The organism is Nocardioides sp. NPDC004968 (assembly GCF_040608935.1).
GTDB lineage: Bacteria > Actinomycetota > Actinomycetes > Propionibacteriales > Nocardioidaceae > Nocardioides.
Window position 1 is genome coordinate 73,095 of record NZ_JBEXJF010000001.1, and the last position, 25,814, is coordinate 98,908.

The following is a 25,814-nucleotide window of genomic DNA, read 5'->3' on the forward strand; positions in this document are numbered from 1 at the left end:
GCTCGGTGCCTCAGGCGTGCGAGGCGAGCGCCATCTCGCTCGGCGCGAGCTTGCGGCCGCGAGCCAGCAGGTAGTAGATCGGCGCGGTCGCGACCAGGCCGATGATCCAGCTCAGGTCGGCGCCGTTGAGCTTGTCCGCGACCGGACCGGTGTAGAGCGGCGTCGCCATGAACGGGATCTGGACGACGATGCCGATCACGTAGGCGAGGATCGCCTGGCCGTTGAAGCGGCCGTAGATGCCGCCGTCGGCCGCGAAGATCGAGTCGAGGTCGTAGTGGCCGCGGTGGATCAGGTAGAAGTCGATCAGGTTGATCGCGGTCCACGGGACCAGCACGACGAGCAGCGCGAGCACGATGTCGACGAAGTGCGAGATGAAGTTGCCGGAGACGCCGATGGCGAAGTACGTCGAGGCGGCCATCACCACCAGTGAGAGCACCACGCGGCTGCGGGCGGTCGGGATCCAGCTGGCGACGAACGTCTGCACGCAGGTGATGACCGAGAGCACGGTGCCGTAGAGGTTGAGCGCGTTGTGGCTGATCACCGAGAGCAGGAACAGGATGAGCAGCGGCGTACCGAACGCGCCGGTGGTGTCGCGCACTCCGGTCATCACCTCGACGCCCGGCTTCATCGCCAGCGCCACGATCGCGCCGAAGACGAACGGCAGGATCGAGCCGAGGGTGCAGCCGAGGTAGGTGGCGGTGAAGGTCGCCTTCACCCCGACGCTCGCCGGCAGGTAGCGCGAGTAGTCCGAGACGTACGGCGCGAACGCGATCTGCCACAGGGCACCCAGCGAGACGGTCGCGAGGAACCCGGCGGTGCTGTAGCCGCCCTGCGTCCAGAAGCCCGCGGGCACGCCGGAGACGAAGATCGCGACGGTGCCGAGCACGATCCCGATGCCGAGGACCCAGGTGGCGACCTTGTTGAGCGAGTGGATCACCTTGTAGCCGATCACCGCGATCAGGCCTGAGCCGAGCGCCCCCAGGACGATGCCCGCCTCGACCGGGATCGGGTCGGCGATGCCGTGCAGCGACTGGCCCGCGAGGACGATGTTGGAGGCGAAGAAGGCCAGGTACATGACCGCCGCGATCACCACGACGATCAGTGCCCCGTAGGAGCCGAACTGGCCACGGCTCTGGATCATCTGCGGGATGCCCATCTGTGGGCCCTGGGCCGAGTGCAGCGCCATGAAGACACCGCCGACGAGGTGGCCGACCACGATGGCGACGACGCACCAGAACAGGTCGAGGCCGAAGACGGTGACTCCGGCGGCACCGGTGACGACGGGCAGGGGAGCGATGTTGGTCCCGAACCACAGGGTGAAGAGGTCGCGCACCTTGCCATGGCGGTCCTCGGGTGGGACGTAGCCGATGGTGTGCTTCTCGACGACTGGCTGGTCAGACATGGTCATTCTCCAAAGGGTGTGAGGCGCCCCACCATGGTCGTGACTCGGTAGTTCCTCTGGCAAACGAATCCTTTTGGCGTAGGGCATCGGCAAAACCGATGCACGCCCGGATCGGGATCGAACGCGAACCGAAAGCGTCACGTTCCCGTGCTCGCGTTCTTAGGTAAACCTTCCTAAGGTGAGCCTTACCAATTGAAAGGACGGCCGTGAAGCCTATCTCAGCTGTTGTGGTCTCGGTCTCTGTCGCCCTCCTCGGAGCGACGCTCACCTCCTGTTCCTCCGGCGACGCGCTCGTCGTCTACAACGCCCAGCACGAGCAGCTCATGGAGGAGCTGGTGCCGGCGTTCGAGAAGGAGACGGGGATCGACGTCGAGCTGCGCAACGGCAAGGACCTCGAGCTCGCCGCACAGCTGGTCGCCGAGGGCGAGAAGTCGCCGGCCGACGTCTTCCTCACCGAGAACTCCCCGGCGATGGCCGCGGTCGAGCGTGAGGGCCTGCTGGCCACCCTGCCGGACGACGTGACCGCGCCGATCCCGCAGCAGTACCGGCCGGACAGCAACGCCTGGACCGGGTTCGTGGCCCGCTCCACCGTGCTGGTCTACAACACCGACCAGATCACCGAGGCCGAGCTGCCGGCCTCGTTGCTCGAACTGGCCGAGCCGGAGTGGAAGGGCAAGATCTCCTTCTCGCCGACCGGCGCCGACTTCCAGGCGATCGTCGCCGGAGTCCTGGCCCTCGAGGGCGAGGCGGCCACGAAGGCATGGCTCGAGGGGATCAAGGCCAACGGCACCGTCTACGACGGCAACAACGTGGTCCTCGAGTCGGTCAACGCGGGTGAGGTGCCGGTCGGGATCATCTACCACTACTACTGGTACCGCGACCAGGCCGAGTCCGGCGAGGTCAGCGACAGCTCCGAGCTCCACTTCTTCGGCAACCAGGACCCCGGCGCCTTCGTGAGCGTCTCCGGGGCGGGCGTGCTGGCCTCGGCCGAGCACAAGACCGACGCCGAGAAGTTCATCGGCTATCTCACCGGCAAGACCGGGCAGCAGGGGCTGGCCGACAGCTATGCGCTGGAGTACCCGCTGAACCCCGAGGTGCAGCTCGACCCGCCGGTCAAGCCGTTCTCCGAGCTCGAACCGCCCGCCGTCTCGGTCTCCGACCTCGACAGCGACGCCGTGGTCGAGATGATGACGGAAGTCGGGTTCCTCTGAGCAGCGTGCATCTCGGCACGTTTCCGGCCGCCTCCTCAGGAAGGTGGCTGATGCCGGCGGTGGCCGGCGCGATCGCCGCCGTCTGTCTGCTCCCGGTGGCGTACGTCGTGTGGTCGACCGCCTCGCTGGGGCCGGCGGAGGCGTACGACTTCCTGGTTCGCCCTCGCATCGGTGAGCTGCTGTGGAACACCGGCCGGCTGCTGGTCGGCGGTGTACTGCTCTCCGTCGTCTTCGGGGTCAGCGGGGCGTGGGTGGTCGAGCGGACCTCCCTGCCCCTGGCCGGCTGGTGGCACGGAGCGCTGTGTGCGCCACTGGCCATCCCGGCCTTCGTCAACGGCTACGCCTGGGTGGCGACGACCCACGCGGTCCAGTCCTATCCCGGGGCAGTGCTGGTCGTCTCGCTCTCCTACTACCCGCTGGTCTACCTGCCCGCGGTGGCGGCGCTGCGCCGCCTCGACCCGTCGCTGGAGGAGGTCGCCGCTTCCCTCGGGCGGCGGCCCCGGGAGGTGTTCCTCCGCGTGGTCCTGCCGACCGTCGCACCGGCGGTGCTCGGTGGTGCGCTGCTGGTCGGGCTGCACCTGCTGGCCGAGTACGGCGCGCTCCAGCTGCTCAACTACCCGACCCTGACGACCGCGATCCTGCAGCAGTACGGCACCGCCTTCAACGGTCCGGCCGCCACCCTGCTGGCCAGCGTGCTGCTGATGGCCTGCCTCGGGCTGCTGGCCCTGGAAATGCTGATCCGCGGGCCTGTCCGGCGCGCCCGCGTCGGGAGCGGCACCGCGCGTCCTTCAAGCCGGCTGCGGCTGGGGCGGGGGACCGCTCCGGTGGTCGTCGCCCTCGGGATCTTCGTCGCGCTGGCCGTCGGCCTGCCGGCCGCGAGCCTGGTGCGCTGGCTGGTCCGGGGTGCCTCGGCCGAGCTCGACCTGAGCCGCCTGCTGCCTGCCGCCGGGACCAGCATCGCGCTGGCGGCCGTCGCGGGAGTCGTCGCGACCGCCGCCGCGGTGCCGGTCGTGTGGCAGGCCGTCCGCCGTCGGACGAGCTGGTCGCTGGGCGTCGAGCGGGTCGCGTACGTCACCAGCGCACTGCCCGGTGTGGTGGTCGCGCTCGCCCTGGTCACCGTCGCGATCGGCTGGCTGCCAGGGCTCTACCAGACGGTGCCGCTGCTCGTGGCTGCGTACGTCATCCTGTTCCTGCCGCGCGCGCTCGTCGCCGTGCGCGGGGTGCTGGAGCTGGTGCCGCCGCGGCTGGAGGAGGTCGCGCTCAGCCTGGGGTTGAGCAGAGCTGGCGCGATGCGCCGGGTGACCCTGCCGCTGCTCCTGCCCGGGCTGGCGACGGCGACCGCGATGGTCGCGCTCGCGGTCTCCACGGAGCTGACCGCGACGCTGCTGCTGGCCCCGATCGGGACCACGACGCTGGCCACGGAGTTCTGGAGCGAGGCGTCCTCGGTCGCCTACGGCGCCGCGGCGCCCTACGCGCTGGCGCTGGTGTTGCTCGCGATGCCGGCGACGATCCTGCTGGGTCGCTCGTCGAGAGGAGAGGTTCGATGACCGCCGCGTTGGAGATCAGTGGGCTGCGGGCCGGACACGGCCGGCGCCAGGTGCTCGACGGGCTCGACCTGACCGTCGAGGGCGGGGTGACCGCCGTGCTCGGGGCCTCGGGCTGCGGCAAGACCACGCTGCTGCGGTGCGTGGCGGGGTTCATGGCGCCGACCGCGGGCGAGATCAGGATCGGCGGGCGCTCGGTCGCCGGGCTGGCGCCGCGGCGCCGCGGGATCGGGTACGTCCCGCAGGAGGGCGCGCTCTTCCCGCATCTCGACGTCGGCGGCAACATCGCCTTCGGACTGCGCCGGAACGTGGGCCGTGCCGAGCGGCAGGACCGTGTCGCCGAGCTGCTCCGGCTGCTCGAGCTGCCGGCCGAGCTGGCCGATCGGCATCCCCACGAGCTCTCCGGCGGCCAGCAGCAGCGGGTCGCCGTGGCCCGCGCGCTCGCGCCCCGGCCCCACCTGGTGCTCCTCGACGAGCCCTTCTCCTCGCTCGACGCGGGGCTGCGCGAGGAGTCCGGGCGAGCGGTCGTGCGGGCGCTGCGTACGGCCGGCGCGGCAGCGCTGCTGGTCACCCACGACCAGGGCGAGGCGCTCTCGCTGGCCGACCAGGTGGCTGTGATGGCCGCCGGGCGGTTCCTGCAGGTCGGCACTGCGGTGGACGTCTACCTGACCCCCGAGCATCCCGGGGTCGCGGCCTTCCTCGGATCGGCGACCCTGCTTCCCGGTGAGGTCGACGGCGCCGGGCGGGTCGACTCGCCGCTCGGCGAGGTCGCGCTCACCACGCCGCGGCCCGCCGGGCCGGTGACCCTGGTCGTCCGTGCGGAGCAGGTGCAGGTCTCGGTCGACGCCACCTCGGGCACCAAAGGCGTCGTCGAGGAGGTCTCCTTCTTCGGCCACGACGCCACCATCCGGGTGCGGCTGAGCGATGACGTACGCGTGACCGCCCGGGTCCCGGGCACCGGGATCCCCGACATCGGCGCGACAGTCGCGCTCGACGTCGTGGGGCCGCTGGTCGGCTATCCCGGGAACATGCGATGAGCTCGACGATCGTTACCGGAGCACAGCTGCTCCTGAAGGGGCGGCCGGGCGACCCGGCGGTCATCACCGACGAGACGACGCTGACCTACGCGGAGCTGGAGCAGGCGGTGATGGACCGGGCGGCGGCGTACGGTCCCTCCCACGGTGTCGTGCTGCTCGAGGCGGGCAACGACCTTGACTCGGTGATCGGCTACCTGGCCGCCCTCGCCGCCCGTCGTCCGGTGCTGCTGACGCCGCCGGGTGGTGATCCCGCCGAGCTCCGGATGCGCTACCGGACGGCGTTCGATGGCGGGGCTGATCTCCATCCCGACCTCGCGCTGCTGCTGTCGACCTCGGGCTCGACCGGGTCGCCGAAGCTGGTCCGGCTCTCCCGGGACAACCTGGCCGCCAACGGGGCGAGCATCGCTGCCTACCTCGGGCTCACCTCCGCCGACCGGGCGATGAGCTCGTTGCCGCTGCACTACTGCTACGGCCTCTCGGTGCTCAACTCCCACCTGAGCGCCGGAGCCGCGGTGATCCTCACCGACCTCTCGGTCGCGGACGAGTGCTTCTGGGACGCCGCGGCGCGTCACGGCGCCACCTCGTTCGCGGGTGTTCCCTACACCTTCGACCTGCTCGACACCTCGGGGTTCGCCGGCCGCTCGCTGCCGTCGCTGCGCTACATCACCCAGGCCGGCGGCAAGATGCCGGCCGAGACCGTCCGTCGCTATGCCGCGCTGGGGGAGTCGCGTGGCTGGGACCTGGTCGTGATGTACGGCCAGACCGAGGCCACCGCCCGGATGGCCTACCTCCCACCCGCCCTGGCCGCCAGCCGGCCCGAGGCGATCGGCATCCCGATCCCCGGCGGGCACTTCCGCCTCGATCCCGTCGACGGCCCAGGCCTCGAGGAAGGCGTGGGCGAGCTGGTATACACCGGGCCGAACGTGATGATGGGGTACGCCGAGAGCGTCGGCGATCTCGCCCGCGGCCCCGAGCTCACCGAGCTCCGCACCGGCGACCTCGCCCGGCAGGCAGACGACGGGCTGTGGGAGATCACCGGCCGGCGAAGCCGGTTCGGCAAGATCCTCGGGCTGCGTATCGACCTCGACCGGATCGAGTCCGAGCTCGGGTCGGCGCGTGCCGTCGCTCCGGGTGGCCGCCTGCATCTGTTCACCGACGATCCGGGGTCCGCGGCCCGACTCCCGGAGCGCGTCGGCAGCATCGTGGCCCTGCCGCGGGCGGCGGTCCAGGTCCACCTGATCGATGAGGTGCCGCGTACGCCGAACGGGAAGGTCGACTACGCCACCCTCAATGCCTGGGCGAGCGTGGCGGACGCGGCCGGGCCGCCAGATGCGGGGCTGGCGGAGGGCGCGGACGCCGAGGCGCTGCGTACGGTCTATGCAGCGGTGCTGAGGCGCCCCGATGCGACGGTGGCCGACAGCTTCGTCTCCCTCGGCGGCGACTCGCTCTCCTTCGTCGAGATCGCCACCCAGCTCGGCGAACGGCTCGGCACCCTGCCCTCCGGCTGGCAGCACCGGAGCATCGCCGAGCTCGCCGCGAGCGCGCGGAGCCCGCGGCGGTGGTTGCGGCCCGTCGAGATCCCGGTGCTGCTGCGCGCGGTGACCATCGTCGCCATCGTCGGCAGCCATGCGGACGTCTGGACCCTCCTCGGCGGCGCCCACATCCTGCTCGCGGTGGCCGGCTTCAACCTCGCCCGCTTCGGGCTCACCGCTCCCACCCGGACCCTGCGCGCGCGTCGCCTGCTCCGGGGCGCCGCCGCGATCGCGCTCCCGGCGGCTCTCTGGGTGGCCGCGGTGGCTCTGGTCAGCGACCGCTACCACTGGCCGACCGCACTCGGGCTCAACCAGGCGCTGGGCAGCGACGAGTGGACCCGCGACTGGCAGCTGTGGTTCCTGGAGGTCATCACCTGGTCCTTCGCCGGTCTCGCCCTCCTGCTCCTGGTGCCCGTCCTCGACCGGTGGCAGCGGCGCCATCGGTTCGGTGCGGCCGTCGTGGTGGTGGGTGCGACCCTCTTGGTGCGGTACCTGTGGGTCGGCCTCGAGGCCGGCGCCACCGAGCGCTACACGATCGGCTGCGTCCTGTGGTGCCTCGCGCTGGGATGGGCGGCAGCCGAGGCGCAGCGGCCCTGGCAGCGTGTGCTCGTCGCGGTGACGGTGGTGGTCGCGACGTACGGCTTCTTCGGCGACCCTGTCCGGGAGGCCACGGTCGCCCTCGGCATCCTCGTCCTGCTGGTCCCGTGGCCGCCTCTGCTGCCCTGGCCGTTGGCCCGGCTGGCCGCCGTGCTCGCCGCGGCGTCGCTGTGGATATACCTCGTCCACTGGCAGATCTATCCCGGCCTCGAGGCCGCCGGGCTCGGGTGGCTGGGCGTCCTCGCCTCCATCGCGGCCGGTGTCGCCGCCGCGCTCGGCCCGGCGGCCTGGGTCGCCCGAGCCCGGGTGGCTAGATTGACCGCGTGAAGATCACGGTCGTACGCGGGGACATCACCGAACAGCAGGTCGACGCGGTCGTGAATGCCGCCAACTCCTCGCTGCTGGGCGGGGGAGGGGTGGACGGGGCGATCCACCGGCGCGGCGGGCCGGCCATCCTCGAGGAGTGCCGGCTGCTGAGGGCCGGACATCTCGGCGGAGGTCTGCCGGTCGGGCAGGCGGTCGCGACGACTGCCGGCGACCTCCCGGCGCGGTGGGTGATCCACACGGTCGGGCCGGTCTACACAGACGGCCAGGACAACAGTGCCCCGCTGACCTCGTGTTTCCGCGAGTCGCTCCGAGTGGCCGACGAGCTCGGGGCGCGCACGGTGGCGTTCCCGGCGATCTCGACCGGCGTCTACCGCTACCCGCTCGAGGAGGCCGCGTACGCCTCCCTGTGGACCCTCGCCCGGACCCCGACCTCTGTCGACGAGGCGCGTGTCGTGCTCTTCGACCAGAAGGCGTACGACACCTTCGACCGCGCCCGTGAGGCCCTCGATCCCTCCGATGCTCAGGTCGAGGCCCAGCTGCGGAGCGTGCCCGAGACGATGTGGCGCGAGGCCTTCTCGGCCGCCGACGCGCTCACCGCTGAGGACCGTGACTTCGCCTGGGGTGGCGGGCAGAAGACCGAGAGCGGCGCGATCCAGATGCCGTATCCCGCCTACAGCGACCGTGTCCGCCAGCTCTACCGCTCGCTCCCGGGTGCTTCTATCGACTGGATGAAGTGGATGCGGGGCAATCCGCTTCTCTCCGACCCCTCGCTGCTCGCTGCCGCGCCGGTCGCGGACGCTGCTCGGCTCGCCACGGTCTACGTTCGTGGTGAGCGGTTCAACGACGGTGTCTTCGGGCGTGCACTTCAGGACGGGTCCATCGACGCGATCGTCTCTCGGTTGCGTACGTGGTTCGAGAGCGAGCGCTGAGCAGCGATGACCCATGTTTCGGGACCGAAAGGAAGCATTGTGAGGACTCGCACTGTCGTCATGGCGCTCGCGATCGCGCTGATGGCGTCGTCGTGTGCGGCCAACCGGGGCGACCAGCTGGCCGATGAGCTGAGCGAACGGCTCGAGGGTGTCGATGGCATCGAGCGGGTGGAGGTCGGTGGCAACAACGTGCTGCCGTTTGCGGGTGACGCCAGCGGAACCATCGTCTTGGAGGACGGGATCAGCACGGCGCGGGCCGCTGAGATCGCCGCGATCCTCGAGCCCTACGTGTCCGGGGAGAGTCCCGACTACGAGCTCATGCTCGGGATCGACCGCGTCGATCTCCAGGTGAGCCCATCCGAGGAGAGCAACGCGAGCGGGTTGCGGTTGCTCGACGAGGTGCGGCAGCGCACCGATCTGAGCAGCGCGACGATCGCCTACGGTGCCGGGTCACAGGCCTGTGTCGTCGCGGCGAAAGCGAGTGCGGATGCAGTGACGGCCTATGACGGCTTGGTTTCGCTCCGGGCCGCGACGCCGGGCTGTGAGCGCGCCGGTGTGCTGGTGACCCACGGAAAGGATCAGAGCGTCACCGATGCGCCTGACTACTGGGAGCACGTCGACACGTTGCCTGAAGCGGTTTCGATATCGAAGCCCATCGTCAGCCTCCGCGAGATCCGGGATCAGCTCGACGTCGTGAGCTATGCGATCAGGCCGGGCTCGCTGGTTCTGGGGATGAGTCGCGGTGAGGACGTGGTCGCGGCCGACGAGCTCGCGCGCAAGACGCCCGGTCAACGGGTCAGCGTCAGCGGCGGCAAGATCAACGCTTGGAGCCGGGACGTGCCCGCTGCTCAGCTCGTCCTCGATCTCGCTGCGCTCTCGTCGGTGGGGTCGGTCAGCAGCGATGTTCGCGGCCTCCAGATCGGTGGCGTCGACGTGAACGACGTCGTCGCCATCCATCAGCAGGCTGCACAGGACCCGGAGGCCGCTGGTCTCAGCCGGATCTCGATCTCCGGCACCGTCGCCGGGGATGAGCGATACCAGATTGCCGGACCCCCGGACGTGGTCGCTGAGCGAGTCGCTGCGGCACCGCGGCTTGCTGCGTACGCGCCGTTCGCTTTGGCTGATGACGTCCTCTCGGTACAAGTGGCCATCGACGAGGTTTCCGACATGGTGGAGGTGATCAAGCCCCTCGCTGGTTTCGGGAGGCTGGTCACCGTCCGTGACGACCAGGGGCGGGAGGTCACCTTCCGGAGCGCCGGAGACAAAATCGAGGTGTCCGAAGCGGAACGGCGCGAGGAGGTCCGGCCTTTGCTCGACGCGATCTCGAGGGCGTGGACGGGGTGAATACTGCGCCGTCGGATAACCGCCGGAAGTCGCCGCTGAGGGGCCCTAGTTTCGAGGCATGGGTACGCATGTCGACATCGATCCGGCCATCCTCTACTTCGGTACGCCGGTGGTATTGCTCTCCACTCTCAACGAGGACGGCACCACGAACCTGATGCCGATGTCGTCGGTCTTCTGGCTGGGACGTACGGCGGTCCTCGGGATCGGCGGGTCATCGCAGACGGCGCGCAACGTGAGGGAGCGGCCTGAGATCGTGCTCAACCTTCCGAGTGTCGACCTCGTCACCCAGGTCGACCGGCTCGCGCTGACCACGGGCAATGCGGCGATGTCGGCGGCGAAGGCTGAGCGCGGGTATGTGCATGTCGCCGACAAGTACGCGCACGCCGGGCTGACGGCGTACGGATCCGACACGGTGCTGCCGACTTCGGTGGCGGAGTGCCCGGTGCACATCGAGGGAACGGTGGCAGCGCTCCACGATCTCGGTGAGCCGAAGCTGCTGGCCGTGGAGGTCGCGGTGACCGCGGTGCGGGTCGCACCGGAGCTACGCCTCGACGGCCACGACCACCGGATCGATCCTGATCGCTGGCGGCCACTGGTGATGAGCTTCCAGCAGTTCTACGGGCTGGGGGAGCGGGTCCATCCGTCGCGGTTGGCGAGCATCGACGAGGAGCTCTACCGGTGACCGGCGCCGGATCGATACATCCGGGCACCGGATTGTGGTCCGCGTCGACATAGACCTGTGGCGGGCGTCACATCTACGGTCGGTCTGCCTGCCGGGAGGCGGCGGGCTGGTCTCGCTCAGGAGGATCGGTCATGGGTCTCGGGTTTCGGATCTCGTCCAGGTTCCGGCAGCAACGAATCGGCGCCGCGCTCGCGGGCCTCGGCCTGGTGCTGGCCGGGGGAGCGGCCGTGGCGATCGCCCCGACCGAGGCCTCCACGGCCGCGGCGGGCTCCTGGTCGGCGAGGACCGCGGGCGGGATGACCACCCAGCTGTACGTCCCCAGCACCGCTCCGACGCTCGGCACCGGGCGGGCGCTCATGGTCAACCTGCATGGCTGCGTCCAGACCTCGGCCGCCCTGCGTGACGGCGGCAACTGGACCGCGACCGCGGACGCGCGCGGGATGGTCGTGGCGATCCCGGCGGCGCCTAACGGCGGCGTACTCCTCGGCTGCTGGGACTACTACGACAGCAACCACTCCCGGACCTCGCCGGGGAGGCACGACGACAACCTCCTCCAGCTGGTCAGCGACCTGCTCGCCGATCCGGCCCTGGACATCGACCCCGACCAGGTCTACCTGTCCGGGCTGTCCTCGGGTGCTGGCGAGACGATGGTGATGGGCTGTCTCGCGCCCGACGTGTTCGCCGGGATCGGGATCAACGCCGGCCCTTCGGTCGGGACGACCTCGGGGCAGATCGGCTCGGTGGCAGTGACCCAGTCGCAGGTCACCAACACCTGCCGTACGTTCGCCGGCTCTGCCTCCTCGGGATTCGGCAGCCAGCTCACCTCGGTGATCTACGGCTCCAACGACACCACAGTCGCCCCCGGCTACAACACCTTGAATGCGCAGGTCATGGCCGGAATCTACGGTGCCGGGTCGCAGTCGTCCTTCTCCCTGTCCGGGCTGGCCGGCAACAACACCGCCGGCTCCGGCACGCTGTGGTCGGACGGCACCGGCGCGAGGGTATCCCTGATCCAGAACACCGGGATGGGACACAACTGGCCGGCGGGCGGCGGCCCCGGCGGCTCGTACGTCACGACGAACTCGATCGACTACCCGGCGTACGTCACGGACTTCTTCTTCGACAACAACCGCCGCGTCGAGCGGGGCACCGAGCCGACCGACCCGCCGACGGAGGAGCCCACCGACCCGCCGACCGAGCCGGGCCTCTACTGCGGCGCTGCGACCAACGCCCAGCACGAGGCCGCCGGGCGCGCGCACTCCTACGGCACCAACCCGTACAACCCGTTCTACGCGAACGTCTCGGAGGACTACCTCGGGCAGGGCGACGTCACCGTGACGACCTTGCAGGAGTCGGCGGGCGGCCGCTTCGACGTGGTCACCTCCTGCTGATCGGGTCACGACTCGCGGAGCCTGAGGCGGCCGAAGATGCGGTTGAGCCAGGGCGGCAGGTACCAGTTGGCGCTGCCGCCCAGCCGCATGGCCGCCGGGACGAGGACACCGCGGATGATGGTGGCGTCGACGAGGATGGCCACGGCCGTACCGATGCCGATCATCTTCAGATACATGACCTCGCCGGAGGCGTAGACGGCGAAGGAGACCGCGAGGGTGACGGCGGCCGCCGTGATCAGTGGGGCGGAGCGTTGCAGGCCGAGGAGCACGGCTTGCCGATTGTCGCCGGTTCGGTCGTACTCCTCGCGGATGCGGGAGACCATGAACACCTCGTAGTCCATCGACAGCCCGTAGACGACGCAGAACATGAGTATCGGGAAGGCGGGATCGAGAGTGCCGATGGGGGTGAAGCCGAGGAGGTCGGCGAACATCCCGTTCTGGAAGACGACGGTGAGCACCGCGAACATCACGGCGATGCTCACCATGTTCAGGAGCACTGCCTTCAGCGGGATCAGCAGGCTGCCGCTGAACAGGAACAGCAGCACGAACGTGACCATCAGGATCAGGATGCCGGCCAGCGGGAGCCGCTCCATCAGTGCGTCGCGGAAGTCGACCAGCTCCGCCGGGTCACCCCCGACCACCTGTTCGGTGAAGGGGCTGTCCAGAGAACGCACCTCGTGGACGAGCTCGGTCGGGACACCGGCATCGAGCGCAGCGCGTGACGGGACCGCCTCGAGGCGTTGCCCGTCGGCCTGGTCGAGGCGATCGGGGGCCGGGGCGATGCGGGTGCCGTCTGCGAAGACCCCGGCGGGGGAGTTGACCTGCACGATCCCGTCCACGGTGGAGAGTTCGATCGCGTACTCGACGATGTCCTGGGGAGCCACGGCGGGACCGGTGTTGACGACCTGAAGAGCGTCGTTGGGTTCGGCCGAGAAGCCTGCACGCAGCTCGTCGTAGGTGTCGCGCACGGAATGTCCTGGAGGTAGTACGCGGTCGTCGGGGACTCCGATCTGAACCCCCGCCGCGGGCGCGGCGAGAGCGATCAGACTGATCAGCGCGATCCCACCCCAGGCGAGCGGACGATCCATCACCCGTCGCCCCAGCCGGTACCAGCGCCCGGCCTCGACCGGCCTTGCGGCGGGGGGAGTGCTGCCGCGCCGGGCCATTCGCGCGCCGATGAGCGCGAGCGCAGCCGGGAGGACGACGATGGCGCCGATGCCCGTGGTGAGGACGGTGAGGACGCCGGCCCATGCGAAGGAGCGCAGGAAGTCGTACGGCAGGACGAACAGCATCGACATCGCCGCGGCGACCGTCAGACCGCTGAAGATCACCGTACGTCCGGCGGTGTCCAGGGTCTCGGCCAGAGCGTCCGGCACCGATCGACCTGCGCCGAGGGCCTCACGAAATCGGGAGATCACGAACAGGCTGTAGTCGACGCCCAGGCCGATGCCCATCACCAGGGTGATGTTCGCGGCGAAAGAGGCTATCTCGGTCACGCCGGTCAGGGCGCGCAGTCCGGCCAGCGTGCCGACCACGGCGAAGACACCGACGCCCAGGGTCAGCAGAGCGAAGCTGAGCCGGCGGTAGATGATCAGCAGGAGGACGAACATCAGCGGAAGGATGATCAGCTCGGCGCGCACGAAGTCGAGCGCCGCCTGCTCGCTGATCTGGGTCGAGGCGGCCTCTCCGCCGGCCACGCGTACGTCGATCGTCTCGCCGTGGATCGTGTAGGCGGGGATCAGGTCCGCGATCACCTCGCGCGCACTCGTGGCGTCGCCGGCGACGTGGGCGAGAACAACCGCGGAGCCAGTGTCGTCGCTGCGCATGGAAGGGTCCCGTCCGTTCGACCAGTAGGACCAGACCTCCGCCACCCGCGACTCATCGGCGAGGTCGGCGGAGACTGCCATGGCCTCCCGCTCGACCGAGGGGTCATCGACCGATCCGCCGGTCGCCTCGACGAGCAGGATGACGTTCGCGGTGCCGGTGCCGAAGCGCTCGGTGAGCTCGTCCTGTGCTGCCACCGACTCGGTGCCAGGCACCTCCCAGCGAGACAGTACGAACGATGACATCGCCCCGGAGGCGACGAACCCGAGAACGAGCAACGCGCTGATCGCGATGCCGAGGATCCATCCGGGACGACGGGCGACAACGCGGCCCAGCTTCGCCAGCCAGGTCGAGCGGAATGCCGGCGCGGTGGGGGTGGTGGGGGCGGAGGTGGGGATCAGTTCGCGGATCGGCTCGACCATTGTCGCGCTCTCCCTGCTAGTTTTACGAGTAGATGCTCGCGATAAATATACGAGTATCTACTCGTATATTTCAAGGAAGGGCGACGATGACCGATCCTGCGGTTCCGATCCGGACACGCCGCAAGCGGCAGGCGCGTGGGGAAGAGCGAATCCGCGAGATCGTGCGTGCCGCCGCGGTGGTCTTCGCCGAACGCGGACCGGAAGCGGCGACGACCAACGCGATCGCGGCCGAGGCCGGGATCTCGCCGGGCTCGCTCTATCAGTTCTTCAGCAGCAAGGCCGACATCGCCCGCGCGCTCAGCGAGCACTACGCCGCCGAGCTCTCCGGTGTGCGCCAGACGATCATGGACGTCGGCCAGGGGACGTCGATCGAGGCGTCGATCGACGCCGTGGTCGGTCCGCTGGTTGCGTTCAGCCTCGCTCACCCCGGGTTCAAGGCCCTCTTCGCGCGATCTGACCTTCCGGCCGACATGCGCGATGCCGTCGCCCCGGTTCAGCAGGCCATGCACCAGACGGTCGCGACGTTGATCGCACGGTTCATGACCGAGCGCGACCCGGCAGACGTCGATCGCATCGCCACCGTCGCGATCCAGATCGTTCGCGGCATGATGCCGCTGATCATCGAGGCTCCCGATCCGGCAACCCGGGATGCGCTCACGGCCGAGCTCCGCACTGCGTTGGCCGGCTATCTCACTCGCGCTTGAACCCCGCGTCATGCTGACTCCGAGGCGAACTGTCCGGCGTGGCTGACGTAGGCTTCGTCTCCCGATCAGAACGAGGTGCAGCATGACAGCGAGCAGGTCCGCTCGTGAGCGGAAGGCAGCCTCGCAGGCCGGGCCCCTGGCCACGGTGAGGATCGACCTCGACGCGCAGGAGCAGTTCGCCTACAAGATCACCTGCACGGAGTGCGTCGTCAGGGACAGGATCAAGTGGGCGACCTACCGTGCCGGTGAGGACAACGGCTTCATGGCGGCGATGGACCGATGGATCTTCCATCTGACGCAGAAGCATCCCGAGGCGGACGCGCCGTGCCTGAAGTTCCTGCCTGAGGCACAGCAGCGGCTCGAGGAGCGCCGGCAGGGGCGACCCGTCGACTGACAGCGTCAGCCTCGCATGGCGGCGGCCTTGATCTCCTCGAACTGCTCGCCCATCCGGGTGGCGAGGGCCTCGGCGGCACGCAGCGGGCGGACCATCACCTTGAAGTCGACGATCCGGCCTTCGTCGTCGTAGGTGAGGAAGTCGCAGCCGTTGAGCTCGAGGCCGTCGACCTTGGCGGTGAACTCGTAGGCGTGGTGGACGCCGTCGTGGATCTCGCGGACGTAGGTGAAGTCCTCGAACACCTTCACCACGGCGCGCAGGATCGCGGCGGTGATCGCCCGGCCGGGGTAGGGCTTGAACGCGACCGGGCTGGTGAACACGACGTCGTCGGCGAGCATCGCCTCCACGGCGTCCATGTCCTTGGCCTCGATCGCCTCACGGAAGGTGGTCATCTGGGCTCCTCCTGGGTCGGTTGCTGGGGAGAGCCTAGAGGGACGGGTGGTGCGGCGTGCTCCGCGCGAGCCTCCGACCGCTGTTGAGGGCGTAGCCGATACCGATCCCGACCGCCGCGGGAGCGAGGACGAGCCCGGCGAGGAACGGGGTCAGGTTCCACAGGTCGCTCCACAGCACGCCGAAGTCGCGACCCTCCTCGAACCAGATCCGAAACGGGCCGCTGAGGCCGACCACGCCGGCGATCAGCGCCCAGCGTACGAAGACGGGCGGGAGGGCCTTCGCGTGGTGGCCGTCCCACAGCCCCCAGATTCCCGAGACGGTGAGCAGCAGCGCGAAGTAGATCAGGCCGGCGCCGATGTTCGCGTCCTCCGTGGGGAAGAGGTTGGTCATCACGATCGAGAACAGGAGGCTGCCGCCGAGGATCACGGCGAGGCGTACGAGGAGCTTCATGTCTCCAGCCTCGCTGATCGGGCTGCGGGGCGCATGAGTGCGAATACTCAGACTTGCGGGAACGACTCGACCCTTGACACGAATCAGCTACGCCTCGATCGTGTTCGACAACGATTTCGAAGGAGTCCGTGCCATGACTGCCAGCCAGGACCCCGGGTTCGTGCCGGGAGGCGCGGTCCGTCCGACGTCGACGCCGCTCGCCGCCGCCAGGGGCACGGGCAACGTCGCCGCCCTCACCTTCGACGACGGCCCGAACCCCGGCGAAACGGATCGCTTGCTGGAGATCCTGGCGGTTCACCAGGTCACCGCGGTGTTCTGTGTCATCGGCCAGAACATCGCCGCCCCCGGCGGCGCCGAGATCCTGAGACGCATCGTCGCCGCAGGCCACACGTTGTGCAATCACTCCACGTCCTACGCCGACATGGGCAGCTGGTCGCACGCCCAGGTCGAGCGGGATCTCAAGGCCAACCTCGCGACGATCCGAGAGGTGCTGGGGAACCCGGCTCAGAAGGTGCCCTACTTCCGGGCTCCCAACGGCAGCTGGGGCAACACCGGAGAGGTCGCCGCATCCCTCGGCATGCAGCCGCTCGGGCTGGGCAACGTGATCTTCGACTGGGACGGCAACGACCTGTCCGAGGAGACGCTGGCGAGCAACCTCCGCGCGGCGATCCAGCCCGGCGCGGTGGCCCTGGCCCACGACGGTGGTGGCAACCGCGAGAACACCGTCGACGCGGTCGAGACAGTGCTCCCGGAGAAGCTTGCCGAGGGATACGTCTTCACCCTGCCGCAGGGCGGCATCTTGGGCGCAGACTGGACGCCCAGGGTGCGGTTGTGACGTACGAGCTCGTCGGCCCGGGCCGAGGTCGGCGACGTCGGCTAGATTCGCGTCGTGAATGGATCGACGAGCAGCCGGAGTGCCCTGGTGGTCGGTGCGGGGATCGGCGGGCTCACGACGGCGCTCGCGCTGTCCCGGGTGGGGTGGCAGGTGACCGTGCTGGAGCGCGCGCCGGAGCTGGGCGAGGTCGGCGCCGGCCTCTCGATCTGGCCGCGGGCGTGGAAGATCCTCGCCGATCTCGGGGTCGCGGATCGGCTCGTGGACGGGACCAGGCCGGCGATCCAGGCGGGGTTGCGGCGGCCAGACGGGCGCTGGCTGGCGAAGGTGGGTGCCGACGCTGCGGAGCGGACACCGGTGATGGTGCATCGGGCGCGGCTGCACGAGGCTCTGGTGGGCGAGCTGGAGACGCGCGAGGGGATCGAGGTACGCACCGGGGTGACCGTCACCTGTTTGGCTGACCTCGACGACATCGAAGACATTGGCGGCCGCGGCCCGGCCGACGTGGTGGTCGCCGCCGACGGGATCCGCAGCACGATCAGGAACGAGCTGCACCAGCGCGAGGACGTACGTTATGCCGGCTATACCGCCTACCGCGGCGTCACCGCGGAGCCGGTGCCGGGTGAGGCGTCGACCACGGGAGGCGAGACCTGGGGGACCGGGGTGCGCGTCGGCTATGTCCCGCTGGTGGATGGCCGGACGTACTGGTTCGTGACCGCCAACCGGCCCGCGGGGGAGACCGGCGGGGACCACCACGCCGACGTCACCGCGCTCGTCGGCGACTGGCACGAGCCGATCCCGCAGCTGCTGGCGGCGACGCCGCCGAGCGCCGTGCTCCGCGGCGACATCTGTGATCTGCGGCTGCCGCTGAAGCGGTTCGACCACGGGCGAGTCGTGCTCCTCGGTGACGCCGCGCACGCGACCACCCCCAACCTCGGCCAGGGCGCCTGCGCCGCCATCGAGGACGCCGCCGTCCTGGCCGCGCAGCTCGCCGGCCACGCCCGCATCGAGAGTGCGCTGGTGGCCTACGACCGCACCCGGCGGCCCGCGACCCAGCGGCTGGTGCGGGCGTCCCGGCTGGTCGGGGTGCTCGGCCAGGTCGACAACGGCCCGGTGGTGGCCGTCCGTGACGCCGGCCTCGCGGGGCTCGGCGCGATCGCGGGGCTGCTGAGCAGGTAGGTCAGCGTCACAGCCGCGGCGCCGCCGGTGTCTGGATGGCCATGACGGCTACCTTTCTCACTCTGACCCTCGTCGCCTCGATCGCCGCGCTCGGCGGGGCGGTGCTCAACCTGACCGGTCACCGGATACCGGTGACCGAGGCCCAACGGCTCTCGGTGCCGCTGGAATGGCTGCGGTTCCCGATCGGGGCGTCGTACGCGCTGGGCTTCCTGGGCCTGCTGGTCGGACTCGCGGTCCCGGCCGTCGGGATCGTCGCGGCCGCCGGGTTCGTGGTCTTCTTCGTGCTCGCGATCGGGGCGCACCTGCGGGTGGGGGACCGGAGCCTGGGCCGCGCGGCCGGTGGTCTTGCGCTCTCGCTGGCCACGCTCGTCGTCACCGGGGTGTACGCGGCGGGGCAGGACGATCTCGGCGGGGTCGTCGCGGCGTACGTCAACGACCTTCCGGACCCGTGGTGGCCGGTCGTGCTGCTCGCGGTGATCCAGATCGGCGACGCGGCGATGTGCTTCAGGCCGGCCAGCTTCATCGCCCAGTGCTTCACCGATGTCGGGCTGCCGCGGGCGCTGTGGCCGGTGATGCCGTGGGTCAAGGTCGCCGCCACCGCCGGCCTGGTCGCCGGGCTGTGGGTACCGTACGTCGGGGCGCTGACCAGCGCGGCACTGGTGGTCTACTTCGTGCTCGCCGTCTCGGCCCACATCCGGGCCCGCGACTTCGGCCGCAACTTCGTCCTCAACGCAACGGGGTCACTGGTCCTGTGCGTGGCCGTCTTCGTCTTCTGCTTCCTCGGCTGAGCCGGTCTACGCGGCGACGAACAGGGGCAGGCACGGTTCCAGGCCGCTGACCTCGATCTCGCTGCGGTCGTTCAGCTCCCACCGTTCCCGGCCGAGCCGGAGGCGGTGGGAGACGAGCACCTCGCCGTCGCGTACGTCGCGGGAGATGCCGTCGGGCTGGTAGCCGAGGTTGGTCGACACCCCGACCGAGGCGGCGTTGTCGGGGAAGGCTTCGGAGGTGGCGTAGGCGCCGCCGAGGTGGTCGAAGACCAGGGTGAGGGCACCGAGGCGGGCCTCGGTGCCGAAGCCGCGGCGGTGGTGTCGCAGGCCGAGCCAGGACGCGGTGCTGACCTCGCGCCGAGTGGCGAACTCGCTCGCCGAGACCCACACGACCCCGATCGGGTCGCCGTCGAGGAAGGCGGCCAGCCCCAGGCTCCAGTCGTCGGGCTTCCAGTCGCCTCGGCTGGACCAGGCGCCGCGCATCACGTGGCGGGCCCGCTCCAGCGGTGGCCGCTCTGCCCACGGAGTCAGGAACGGCCGCTGGGTCGGCTCGTGCACGCCGTCGGCCGCGACCTGCGCCAAGCGCGCGAGCTCGACGTCGGTCGGGAGCCGCAGCTCCAGGCGCGGGGTCCGGATCACCAGGCCGAACAGCGGCCACACCTCGGTCGGAGTCATCCGGCCATCATTCGAGAGCGCGTACGCCGCGGGCAACCGGATATCACTCCTCGGAGTGACTCCTCACGTGGTCGAGCAGGTCGGCTGCCGCCGAGGTGTAGCGGTCGACCTCCTCGCCGCTGTCGCAGGTGCACAGCACGATGGTCACCTCGCCGGCGCGCGGCCAGATCGCCTCCCAGGTCGCGCCGGCCTGCTCCCAGCGGAGCAGTCGCTCGAGGTCGTACGTCATCTCGTGGTCCGTGCGGTCAGCCGAGGACGGCGTCAACGGACTGGGCCCAGAGGCCGGCGGCCTCGTCGATGGCCGCGGAGTCGACCACGAGGGCGGGGATGAACCGCACGACCTGGCCCCAGGCGCCACAGGTGAGCAGCAGCAGGCCACGTCGGGCAGCCTCCTGCTGGGCCGCGGCGGCGGTGGCGCCGTCGGGCTCGCCGTCGGGGGTGCGGAACTCGTTGCCGAGCATGAGCCCCAGGCCGCGTACGTCGGTGATCGCCTCGTGCCTGCTCGCGACCTGCTCCAGCACGGAGCGGAGCTCGGCGCCGCGCTCGGCGGCGTTCTTCACCAGGCCCTCCTCCTCGATGACGTCGAGGGTCGCCAGGGCCGCGGCGCAGGCGACGGCGTTGGCGCCGTAGGTGCCGCCCTGCGAGCCGGGCCAGGCCTTCGACATCAGCGCCTCGCTCGCCGCGATCGCGGACAGCGGGAACCCGGAGGCGAGGCCCTTGGCAGTCATGATGATGTCGGGACGTACGCCGAAGTGGTCGTGTCCCCAGAACTCGCCGGTGCGGCCGAAGCCGGTCTGCACCTCGTCGATGATGAGCACGATGCCGTGTCGGTCGGCGCGCTCCCGCAGGCCGTTGAGGAAGGTCTCGTCGGCGGGCACGTAGCCGCCCTCGCCGAGGACCGGCTCGACGAGGAACGCAGCCGTGTCGGCCGGGGCGCTCTGGGTCTGCAGCGTGTAGTCGAGCTGGCGCAGCGCGAACTCGGTCGCCTGCTCCTGCGGCCAGCCGAAGTGGGGTGCGTCGGGGAAGGGAGAGACCACGACGCCGGCCATCAGCGGACTGAAGCCGGCACGGAACTTGGTGCCCGAGGTGGTCATCGAGGCGGCCGCGACGGTCCGGCCGTGGAAGCCGCCGTGGAAGACGACGATGTTGGGGCGGCCGGTGGCCTGGCGGGCCAGCCGGATCGCGGCCTCGGCGGCCTCCGAGCCGGAGTTGGCGAAGAAGAGACTGTCGAGTCCTTCGGGGAGGACGGGGCCGAGGCGGTCGACCAGGTCGAGGAGCGGGCGGTGCCTGACCGTCGTGTACTGCCCGTGGACCAGGTTGGCGATCTGGCGCTGGGTGGCCTCGACGACCTTCGGGTGGCTGTGGCCGGTGCTGGTCACGCCGATGCCGGCGGTGAAGTCGAGATAGCGGCGGTCGTCCTCGTCGAAGAGCTGGACGCCTTCGCCGCGAGCCGCCACGACCGGAGTTGCCTGCTTGAGGATGGGGGAGAGCTTGGCCACCGTGACCTCCTGTTGATTGTCGACAATCCGACTGGCTACTACAGTAGGCGAGCGTCCGGCGGCTGTCAGTAGGACAGTCGGACGCTGACCTTGGAGGCTGATGCGGGATGGGCGGAGAACCGAACGAGGCACGGGTCGTGGCAGAGGTGCCGAAGGGGCTTCTTGTCGCAGGTCAGTGGGTGGATGCCGGCGACGGAGCGACCTTCGACGTGCTCGACCCGTCGACGGCAGAAGTGCTCTGTGCCGTCGCCGACGCGACCCCCGAGGACGGCCGCCGTGCGCTCGACGCCGCGGCGGGCGCGCAGAAGGCGTTCGCCGCGACCGCGCCGCGGGCCCGGGCGGACATGCTCATGGCCGCGTTCGACCTCCTGCACGAGCGGATCGACGACCTCGCGCTGCTGATGACGCTCGAGATGGGCAAGCCGCTGGCCGAGGCGCGGGGCGAGATCGCGTACGCAGCGGAGTTCTTCCGTCACTTCGCCGAGGAGGCCGTGCGGATCGAGGGCGGCTACCAGACCGCGCCCGCCGGCGGCTCCCGGTTCCTGATCACGAAGCAGCCGGTCGGGCCGGCGCTGCTGATCACGCCGTGGAACTTCCCGATGGCGATGGGGACCCGCAAGATCGGGCCGGCGATCGCGGCCGGCTGCACCAGCATCATCAAGCCGGCCCAGCAGACGCCGCTCTCGATGCTGGCGCTGGGGGAGATCCTGCGTGAGGCCGGCGTGCCCGACGGCGTTGTCAACATTCTGCCGACGACCCGGCCAGGTGAGCTGACCGAGCCGCTGCTGCGCTCCGGCGTGATCCGCAAGCTCTCCTTCACCGGCTCCACGGAGGTCGGGCGGGTGCTGCTCGCCCAGAGCGCGGAGCAGGTGCTGCGTACGTCCATGGAGCTCGGCGGCAACGCCGGCTTCGTCGTCTTCGAGGACGCCGACATCGACGAGGCGGTCGCCGGCGCGATGGCCGCGAAGATGCGCAACACGGGGGAGGCTTGCACGGCCGCCAACCGGATCTTCGTACAGCGCTCGGTCCTCGAGGAGTTCGGCGACCGGCTCGCCAAGGCGATGTCCGAGCTGCCCGTCGGCCGTGGCGTCGAGGAAGGCGTACGCGTCGGGCCGCTCATCGACGAGGCGGCCAGGGAGAAGGTGCAGACCCTCGTCGACGACGCGGTGGCCGGCGGCGCCCGGGTGCTGACCGGCGGCACCGCTCCTGACGGGCCCGGCTACTTCTACCCGCCGACCGTGCTCACCGGCGTCCCCGCCTCCGCGAAGATGGGCAGCGAGGAGATCTTCGGGCCGGTCGCGCCGCTGACGCCGTTCGACACCGAGGACGAGGTGGTCGAGGCGGTCAACGACACCGAGTACGGCCTGGTCAACTACCTCTTCACCAACGACCTGCGCCGCGGCCTGCGGGTCGCCGAGGCGCTCGAGTCCGGCATGGTCGGGCTCAACCAAGGCGTGGTCTCCAACCCCGCCGCGCCCTTCGGTGGCGTCAAGGCCTCGGGACTGGGGCGGGAGGGCGGGCGTACCGGGATCGAGGAGTTCCTCGAGACCAAGTACGTCGGGATCGCGATGTGAGCCGAAGACCTGGCCCATGCCTGCGCCCCGGAACCGAGGCGCTGGCATGGCCACCTCAGAGCAGGATCGCCTTCAGCTCGGTGAACTCCTCGATCCCGGCCTTGCCCATCTCTCGGCCGGTCCCGGACTGCTTGCGTCCACCGAAAGGCGCCAGCGGCGTGAACGCCCCGCCGTTGACATGGACCTGGCCGACCTCGAGCCGCCGTGCGATCGAGAGAGCTCGGCTGGGACTCCCGAACACCGCCGCCGTGAGGCCGTACGGCGTGCCGTTGGCGATGCGCACCGCATCGTCCTCGTCGGTGTAGTCGATGACGACGAGCACCGGTCCGAAGATCTCCTCCTGGGCGATCGTCGAGTCCGGGTCGACGTTCGCGAAGATCGTCGGGCGGATGAACGCACCGCCTTCGAGGCCGGGAACCCGTCCAGGCCCGCCGACGACGAGCTCGGCTCCCTCCGCGATTCCCTTCTCGATGTAGCCGTTCACCCGTTGCCACTGGGCCTCGGACGCCACCGGTCCCAGTCTGGTCGTCTCATCGGCAGGGTCGCCTACCGTGTACTCGGCGGCGGCCTCGCGCAGCTTCGCCACGATCTCATCGCGTCGTGCGGCGGGGACGAGCAGCCGCGTCCAGGCGCCGCAGGCCTGACCACTGTTGCTCCAGGCGTACTGCAGGGTCTCCGCGACCACCTCGTCGAAGTCGGCGTCGTCGAGCGCGATGCTGGCGGTCTTGCCGCCGAGCTCGAGCCCCGCTCGTTTGACCGTGTCGGCCGCGACCGCTGCGACACGCCTGCCCGCGGCCGTCGAGCCCGTGAACGACACCATGTCGATGCCCGGGTGCGCCGCGATGGCCTCGCCGACGACGCTTCCGGTGCCGTAGACGATGTTCAACACGCCAGCCGGGATCCCGGCGGCCACTGCTGCCTCGGCCAGGATCGGTCCGGTCAGCGGAGCGGTCTCGGCCGGCTTGAGGACCACCGTGTTGCCGGCCAGCAGCGCCGGGACGACCTTCGTCACGACCTGCTGGAGCGGGAAGTTCCACGGGGTGATGGCGCCGACGACACCAACGGGCTCACGGACGAGCAATGCGTTGCCGGCCCGCTCCTCCCACGAGACCTCGGCGGCCAGGGCGGCGACTGCCTTGGTCACCAACGGTGGGAAAGCCGCCTGCGCGAGCCGGGAGAACCCGATCGGAACGCCGATCTCGGTCGAGATGGCGTGAGCGATTCGCTCGCTGCGAGCGGTCAGCTCGTCCGCGAGGACTCCCAACACATCGGCTCGGGCGGCGGGGCCGAGGCCGGCCCAACCCGGAAGTGCCGTACGAGCGGCCTCGACCGCCCGGTCGACGTCGGCGGCGGTGCCGAGCGGAGCGATGGCGACCACTCGCCCGTCTACGGGGCTGACGATCTCCATCGTGGTGGTCGCGGGGACGACGGTGCCGGCCACCCAGTGGCCGGGAACGTCATAGGTCAGGTCGATGCTTGTCATGCCACTACGGTGCTTCGCCCGACGGACCCCATCCATGCCCGGTCATGACAAGGCTGGCGGGGAGTAAGAGATCGCCTGCCGTTGTTGGGACGACGTGAATCGCGTACGACTCGCAGAGTTTCTGCGCACGCGCCGCGAGGCGCTTCAACCAGAGGACGTCGGAGTTCCCAGGGGAGGTCACCGCCGTACGCCAGGACTCCGGCGCGACGAGGTCGCAGAGCTCAGTGGGATCTCGACGCACTACTACACCCGCATCGAGCAACCGCGTGGCCCGGTGCCGTCAGCACAGGTGCTCGCGGCCATCGGCCGGGGGTTGCAGCTCAACTCCGACGAGCTCGATCATCTTCAGCGCCTGGCCGGCCATCCACCCGTACGTCCGGCGGACCCGCCGCACGGGATCAGCCCGGGCCTGCGGCGGATCTTCGACCGGCTCCAGGACGAGACGGCTCTCATCGTCGACGAGGTCGGCGAGACCCTCTTGCAGACTCCCGCGGCGGTCGCCCTGCTCGGGGACGAGACCCGCTACTCCGGGATGATGCGGAGCCGCATCTATCGATGGTTCACCGACCCTGCGACGCGCCGGCGCACGCCCACCGAGGATCATCCCGCTCACAGCCGCGCGCTGGTTGCCCAGCTCGCGCACACCGCCGCGTCCAACAGGTGTCCCCGCGCCGACGCGATGATCCCCGAGCTGCGGCGCTCGAGCCCCGAGTTCGAGGAGCTGTGGAGCCAACACCCGGTGGTCGGGCCCTACTGCGATGCGAAACGCCTGATCCACGACGAGGTCGGCGAGCTCGAGCTGCACGGCCAGACTCTGCACGACCCCGAGCGACCCCAGGCTCTGACAGTGTTCACGGCCGAGCCCGGGAGTGAGAGCGAGCGTCGACTCAGGATGTTGTCACGGGTCTAGACGTAGCCCTCGTCATTGTCCTCGGCGTGGATCAGGCGCCGCAGCGCCTCGTCCATGTGCAGCTCGACGCGCTTGAGGGTCAGCTTCACGTCGCCCGCCTCGATGGCGTCGACGATCTGGTTGTGCTCCTCGACCAGCTCGAGAGGCTGCTGGTAGGTGCCCTCCAGCGCGGTCAGGCACATCCGCGTCTCGACGATCAGGGTCTGGTGCATCCGGGCCAGGCGCCGGCTCCCGGAGCACTGCACGAGCACGTCGTGGAAGTGGAAGTCGGCGTCGCTGAGCGCCGCCGGGTCGCCCAGCTCGAGGGATTTGGTCATCGCGTCGCAGGCGGCGCGGAGCTCGCGCAGTGCCGCAGGCACCCGCGCCCTGGCGATCATCGTGGCGGCGGCACCTTCGACGGCTGCCCGGGCCAGGTAGATGTCTCGGATGTCGGCCTCGTCGAGCTCGATCACGAAGAGCCCGCGGTTGGGCTCGCTGCGGAGCAGGCCCTCCTGGACCAGACGCTGCATCGCCTCGCGCAGCGGGCCGCGGCTGACGCCGAACTGGGCCGAGAGCGCGGTCTCGCTCAGCTGTGCACCGGGCTGCAGGGTGCGCTCCATGATCGCCGTGCGCAGCTGGCGAGCGATGACCGAGGCCGTCGACTCCCTGTGCACGGGTTCGAAGCTCGATGTCACTGTCAACGTGGTCTCCGATGGGTCACCGAGAAAGAGTT

24 protein-coding genes and 1 pseudogene are annotated in these 25,814 nt (G+C 70.1%); 16 read left to right on the forward strand and 9 right to left on the reverse strand.

Translation table 11 applies throughout. The annotated features are described in order from the left end of the window. Positions 1 to 10 precede the first annotated feature (10 nt). Positions 11 to 1,402, reverse strand: a complete 1,392-nt coding sequence (locus ABZU72_RS00325) for a cytosine permease (RefSeq protein ID WP_355016917.1) — start codon at positions 1,400 to 1,402, stop codon at positions 11 to 13. A gap of 206 nt (positions 1,403 to 1,608) precedes the next feature. On the opposite strand from ABZU72_RS00325, the gene ABZU72_RS00330 reads away from it, so the two are divergent. The 9 genes and pseudogenes from ABZU72_RS00330 (at position 1,609) to ABZU72_RS00370 (ending at position 11,996) form a co-directional block, all read left to right on the forward strand. Continuing rightward, on the forward strand, positions 1,609 to 2,613 hold the full coding sequence (locus tag ABZU72_RS00330; RefSeq protein ID WP_355016918.1) for an iron ABC transporter substrate-binding protein: 1,005 nt from the start codon (positions 1,609 to 1,611) through the stop codon (positions 2,611 to 2,613). A 5-nt stretch (positions 2,614 to 2,618) separates the two neighbouring features. Beyond that, positions 2,619 to 4,160, forward strand: a complete 1,542-nt coding sequence (locus ABZU72_RS00335; RefSeq protein ID WP_355016919.1) for an iron ABC transporter permease — start codon at positions 2,619 to 2,621, stop codon at positions 4,158 to 4,160. Further along, positions 4,157 to 5,194 carry an ABC transporter ATP-binding protein gene (locus ABZU72_RS00340; RefSeq protein WP_355016920.1) on the forward strand — a complete coding sequence of 346 codons (1,038 nt, stop codon included), beginning with the start codon at positions 4,157 to 4,159 and terminating at the stop codon, positions 5,192 to 5,194. Before ABZU72_RS00335 ends, ABZU72_RS00340 begins: the two co-directional genes overlap by 4 nt. Continuing rightward, positions 5,191 to 7,650 (forward strand): non-ribosomal peptide synthetase, encoded by a 2,460-nt coding sequence (locus tag ABZU72_RS00345; RefSeq protein ID WP_355016921.1) that lies wholly within the window; start codon positions 5,191 to 5,193, stop codon positions 7,648 to 7,650. The genes ABZU72_RS00340 and ABZU72_RS00345 overlap by 4 nt, the downstream gene beginning before the upstream one ends. Next, a pseudogene (locus ABZU72_RS00350) lies at positions 7,647 to 8,123 on the forward strand (O-acetyl-ADP-ribose deacetylase); the annotation flags it as partial. The gene ABZU72_RS00345 and the pseudogene ABZU72_RS00350, both read left to right, overlap by 4 nt. Before the next feature lie 84 nt (positions 8,124 to 8,207). Then, positions 8,208 to 8,579, forward strand: coding sequence for a DUF6508 domain-containing protein (locus ABZU72_RS00355; RefSeq protein WP_355017327.1), 372 nt, complete (start codon positions 8,208 to 8,210; stop codon positions 8,577 to 8,579). A 60-nt stretch (positions 8,580 to 8,639) separates the two neighbouring features. Beyond that, complete coding sequence (locus ABZU72_RS00360; protein WP_355016922.1) at positions 8,640 to 9,923, forward strand: hypothetical protein; 1,284 nt, start codon at positions 8,640 to 8,642, stop codon at positions 9,921 to 9,923. Between the two features lie 58 nt (positions 9,924 to 9,981). Beyond that, positions 9,982 to 10,605 carry a flavin reductase family protein gene (locus ABZU72_RS00365; protein ID WP_355016923.1) on the forward strand — a complete coding sequence of 208 codons (624 nt, stop codon included), beginning with the start codon at positions 9,982 to 9,984 and terminating at the stop codon, positions 10,603 to 10,605. A gap of 131 nt (positions 10,606 to 10,736) precedes the next feature. Beyond that, a complete protein-coding gene (locus ABZU72_RS00370) occupies positions 10,737 to 11,996 on the forward strand; it encodes a PHB depolymerase family esterase (RefSeq protein WP_355016924.1) in 1,260 nt (419 codons plus the stop codon). A gap of 5 nt (positions 11,997 to 12,001) precedes the next feature. Here the strand turns inward: ABZU72_RS00370 and ABZU72_RS00375 are convergent, their stop codons facing one another. After that, positions 12,002 to 14,242: an MMPL family transporter gene (locus ABZU72_RS00375; protein WP_355016925.1), complete on the reverse strand. Its 2,241-nt coding sequence runs from the start codon at positions 14,240 to 14,242 to the stop codon at positions 12,002 to 12,004. Positions 14,243 to 14,328: 86 nt separating this feature from the next. Here ABZU72_RS00375 and ABZU72_RS00380 point away from each other — a divergent pair, with 86 nt between their 5' ends. Continuing rightward, positions 14,329 to 14,946, forward strand: a complete 618-nt coding sequence (locus ABZU72_RS00380) for a TetR/AcrR family transcriptional regulator (protein ID WP_355016926.1) — start codon at positions 14,329 to 14,331, stop codon at positions 14,944 to 14,946. An 82-nt stretch (positions 14,947 to 15,028) separates the two neighbouring features. After that, positions 15,029 to 15,340, forward strand: a complete 312-nt coding sequence (locus tag ABZU72_RS00385; RefSeq protein WP_355016927.1) for a hypothetical protein — start codon at positions 15,029 to 15,031, stop codon at positions 15,338 to 15,340. A 5-nt stretch (positions 15,341 to 15,345) separates the two neighbouring features. Here ABZU72_RS00385 and ABZU72_RS00390 read toward each other — a convergent pair whose 3' ends face one another. Further along, positions 15,346 to 15,732, reverse strand: coding sequence for a nuclear transport factor 2 family protein (locus ABZU72_RS00390; protein WP_355016928.1), 387 nt, complete (start codon positions 15,730 to 15,732; stop codon positions 15,346 to 15,348). Positions 15,733 to 15,766: 34 nt separating this feature from the next. After that, positions 15,767 to 16,183, reverse strand: coding sequence for a hypothetical protein (locus ABZU72_RS00395; protein WP_355016929.1), 417 nt, complete (start codon positions 16,181 to 16,183; stop codon positions 15,767 to 15,769). A 133-nt stretch (positions 16,184 to 16,316) separates the two neighbouring features. Between ABZU72_RS00395 and ABZU72_RS00400 the strand changes: the two genes are divergently transcribed. Genes ABZU72_RS00400 through ABZU72_RS00410 form a run of 3 tightly spaced genes read left to right on the forward strand, consistent with a single transcriptional unit; the run spans position 16,317 to position 18,982 of the window. Then, positions 16,317 to 17,018 (forward strand): polysaccharide deacetylase family protein, encoded by a 702-nt coding sequence (locus ABZU72_RS00400; protein WP_355016930.1) that lies wholly within the window; start codon positions 16,317 to 16,319, stop codon positions 17,016 to 17,018. 54 nt (positions 17,019 to 17,072) lie between these two features. After that, on the forward strand, positions 17,073 to 18,194 hold the full coding sequence (locus tag ABZU72_RS00405; RefSeq protein WP_355016931.1) for an FAD-dependent oxidoreductase: 1,122 nt from the start codon (positions 17,073 to 17,075) through the stop codon (positions 18,192 to 18,194). A gap of 41 nt (positions 18,195 to 18,235) precedes the next feature. Continuing rightward, the gene (locus tag ABZU72_RS00410) at positions 18,236 to 18,982 is read left to right on the forward strand and encodes a DoxX family protein (RefSeq protein WP_355016932.1); all 747 of its coding nucleotides are present in this window, start codon (positions 18,236 to 18,238) and stop codon (positions 18,980 to 18,982) included. A gap of 6 nt (positions 18,983 to 18,988) precedes the next feature. Here ABZU72_RS00410 and ABZU72_RS00415 read toward each other — a convergent pair whose 3' ends face one another. The 3 genes from ABZU72_RS00415 to ABZU72_RS00425 are packed head-to-tail and all read right to left on the reverse strand — an operon-like array spanning position 18,989 to position 21,135. After that, entirely contained in the window at positions 18,989 to 19,636 is a 648-nt protein-coding gene (locus ABZU72_RS00415; protein ID WP_355016933.1) for a GNAT family N-acetyltransferase, read from the reverse strand. Between the two features lie 43 nt (positions 19,637 to 19,679). After that, complete coding sequence (locus tag ABZU72_RS00420; RefSeq protein ID WP_091046932.1) at positions 19,680 to 19,865, reverse strand: hypothetical protein; 186 nt, start codon at positions 19,863 to 19,865, stop codon at positions 19,680 to 19,682. A gap of 16 nt (positions 19,866 to 19,881) precedes the next feature. Then, positions 19,882 to 21,135 carry an aminotransferase class III-fold pyridoxal phosphate-dependent enzyme gene (locus ABZU72_RS00425; protein ID WP_355016934.1) on the reverse strand — a complete coding sequence of 418 codons (1,254 nt, stop codon included), beginning with the start codon at positions 21,133 to 21,135 and terminating at the stop codon, positions 19,882 to 19,884. A gap of 107 nt (positions 21,136 to 21,242) precedes the next feature. Here ABZU72_RS00425 and ABZU72_RS00430 point away from each other — a divergent pair, with 107 nt between their 5' ends. Further along, entirely contained in the window at positions 21,243 to 22,709 is a 1,467-nt protein-coding gene (locus ABZU72_RS00430) for an NAD-dependent succinate-semialdehyde dehydrogenase (protein ID WP_355016935.1), read from the forward strand. A gap of 55 nt (positions 22,710 to 22,764) precedes the next feature. Here the strand turns inward: ABZU72_RS00430 and ABZU72_RS00435 are convergent, their stop codons facing one another. Beyond that, entirely contained in the window at positions 22,765 to 24,192 is a 1,428-nt protein-coding gene (locus tag ABZU72_RS00435) for an aldehyde dehydrogenase family protein (RefSeq protein WP_355016936.1), read from the reverse strand. Between the two features lie 94 nt (positions 24,193 to 24,286). Between ABZU72_RS00435 and ABZU72_RS00440 the strand changes: the two genes are divergently transcribed. Beyond that, positions 24,287 to 25,102, forward strand: a complete 816-nt coding sequence (locus ABZU72_RS00440) for a helix-turn-helix transcriptional regulator (RefSeq protein ID WP_355016937.1) — start codon at positions 24,287 to 24,289, stop codon at positions 25,100 to 25,102. Here ABZU72_RS00440 and ABZU72_RS00445 read toward each other — a convergent pair. Further along, the gene (locus tag ABZU72_RS00445; protein WP_355016938.1) at positions 25,099 to 25,755 is read right to left on the reverse strand and encodes a GntR family transcriptional regulator; all 657 of its coding nucleotides are present in this window, start codon (positions 25,753 to 25,755) and stop codon (positions 25,099 to 25,101) included. The genes ABZU72_RS00440 and ABZU72_RS00445 overlap by 4 nt on opposite strands. Positions 25,756 to 25,814 lie beyond the last annotated feature (59 nt).

Excerpts from the sequence above, each read along its gene's own strand:
- ABZU72_RS00325 (WP_355016917.1), bottom strand. The coding sequence starts at position 1,402 with ATGTCTGACCAGCCAGTCGTCGAGAAGCACACCATCGGCTACGTCCCA.
- ABZU72_RS00340 (WP_355016920.1), top strand. The coding sequence starts at position 4,157 with ATGACCGCCGCGTTGGAGATCAGTGGGCTGCGGGCCGGACACGGCCGG.
- ABZU72_RS00345 (WP_355016921.1), top strand. The coding sequence starts at position 5,191 with ATGAGCTCGACGATCGTTACCGGAGCACAGCTGCTCCTGAAGGGGCGG.
- ABZU72_RS00355 (WP_355017327.1), top strand. The coding sequence starts at position 8,208 with ATGTGGCGCGAGGCCTTCTCGGCCGCCGACGCGCTCACCGCTGAGGAC.
- ABZU72_RS00360 (WP_355016922.1), top strand. The coding sequence starts at position 8,640 with ATGGCGCTCGCGATCGCGCTGATGGCGTCGTCGTGTGCGGCCAACCGG.
- ABZU72_RS00365 (WP_355016923.1), top strand. The coding sequence starts at position 9,982 with ATGGGTACGCATGTCGACATCGATCCGGCCATCCTCTACTTCGGTACG.
- ABZU72_RS00370 (WP_355016924.1), top strand. The coding sequence starts at position 10,737 with ATGGGTCTCGGGTTTCGGATCTCGTCCAGGTTCCGGCAGCAACGAATC.
- ABZU72_RS00375 (WP_355016925.1), bottom strand. The coding sequence starts at position 14,242 with ATGGTCGAGCCGATCCGCGAACTGATCCCCACCTCCGCCCCCACCACC.
- ABZU72_RS00380 (WP_355016926.1), top strand. The coding sequence starts at position 14,329 with ATGACCGATCCTGCGGTTCCGATCCGGACACGCCGCAAGCGGCAGGCG.
- ABZU72_RS00385 (WP_355016927.1), top strand. The coding sequence starts at position 15,029 with ATGACAGCGAGCAGGTCCGCTCGTGAGCGGAAGGCAGCCTCGCAGGCC.
- ABZU72_RS00390 (WP_355016928.1), bottom strand. The coding sequence starts at position 15,732 with ATGACCACCTTCCGTGAGGCGATCGAGGCCAAGGACATGGACGCCGTG.
- ABZU72_RS00395 (WP_355016929.1), bottom strand. The coding sequence starts at position 16,183 with ATGAAGCTCCTCGTACGCCTCGCCGTGATCCTCGGCGGCAGCCTCCTG.
- ABZU72_RS00400 (WP_355016930.1), top strand. The coding sequence starts at position 16,317 with ATGACTGCCAGCCAGGACCCCGGGTTCGTGCCGGGAGGCGCGGTCCGT.
- ABZU72_RS00410 (WP_355016932.1), top strand. The coding sequence starts at position 18,236 with ATGACGGCTACCTTTCTCACTCTGACCCTCGTCGCCTCGATCGCCGCG.
- ABZU72_RS00415 (WP_355016933.1), bottom strand. The coding sequence starts at position 19,636 with ATGACTCCGACCGAGGTGTGGCCGCTGTTCGGCCTGGTGATCCGGACC.
- ABZU72_RS00420 (WP_091046932.1), bottom strand. The coding sequence starts at position 19,865 with ATGACGTACGACCTCGAGCGACTGCTCCGCTGGGAGCAGGCCGGCGCG.
- ABZU72_RS00430 (WP_355016935.1), top strand. The coding sequence starts at position 21,243 with ATGGGCGGAGAACCGAACGAGGCACGGGTCGTGGCAGAGGTGCCGAAG.
- ABZU72_RS00435 (WP_355016936.1), bottom strand. The coding sequence starts at position 24,192 with ATGACAAGCATCGACCTGACCTATGACGTTCCCGGCCACTGGGTGGCC.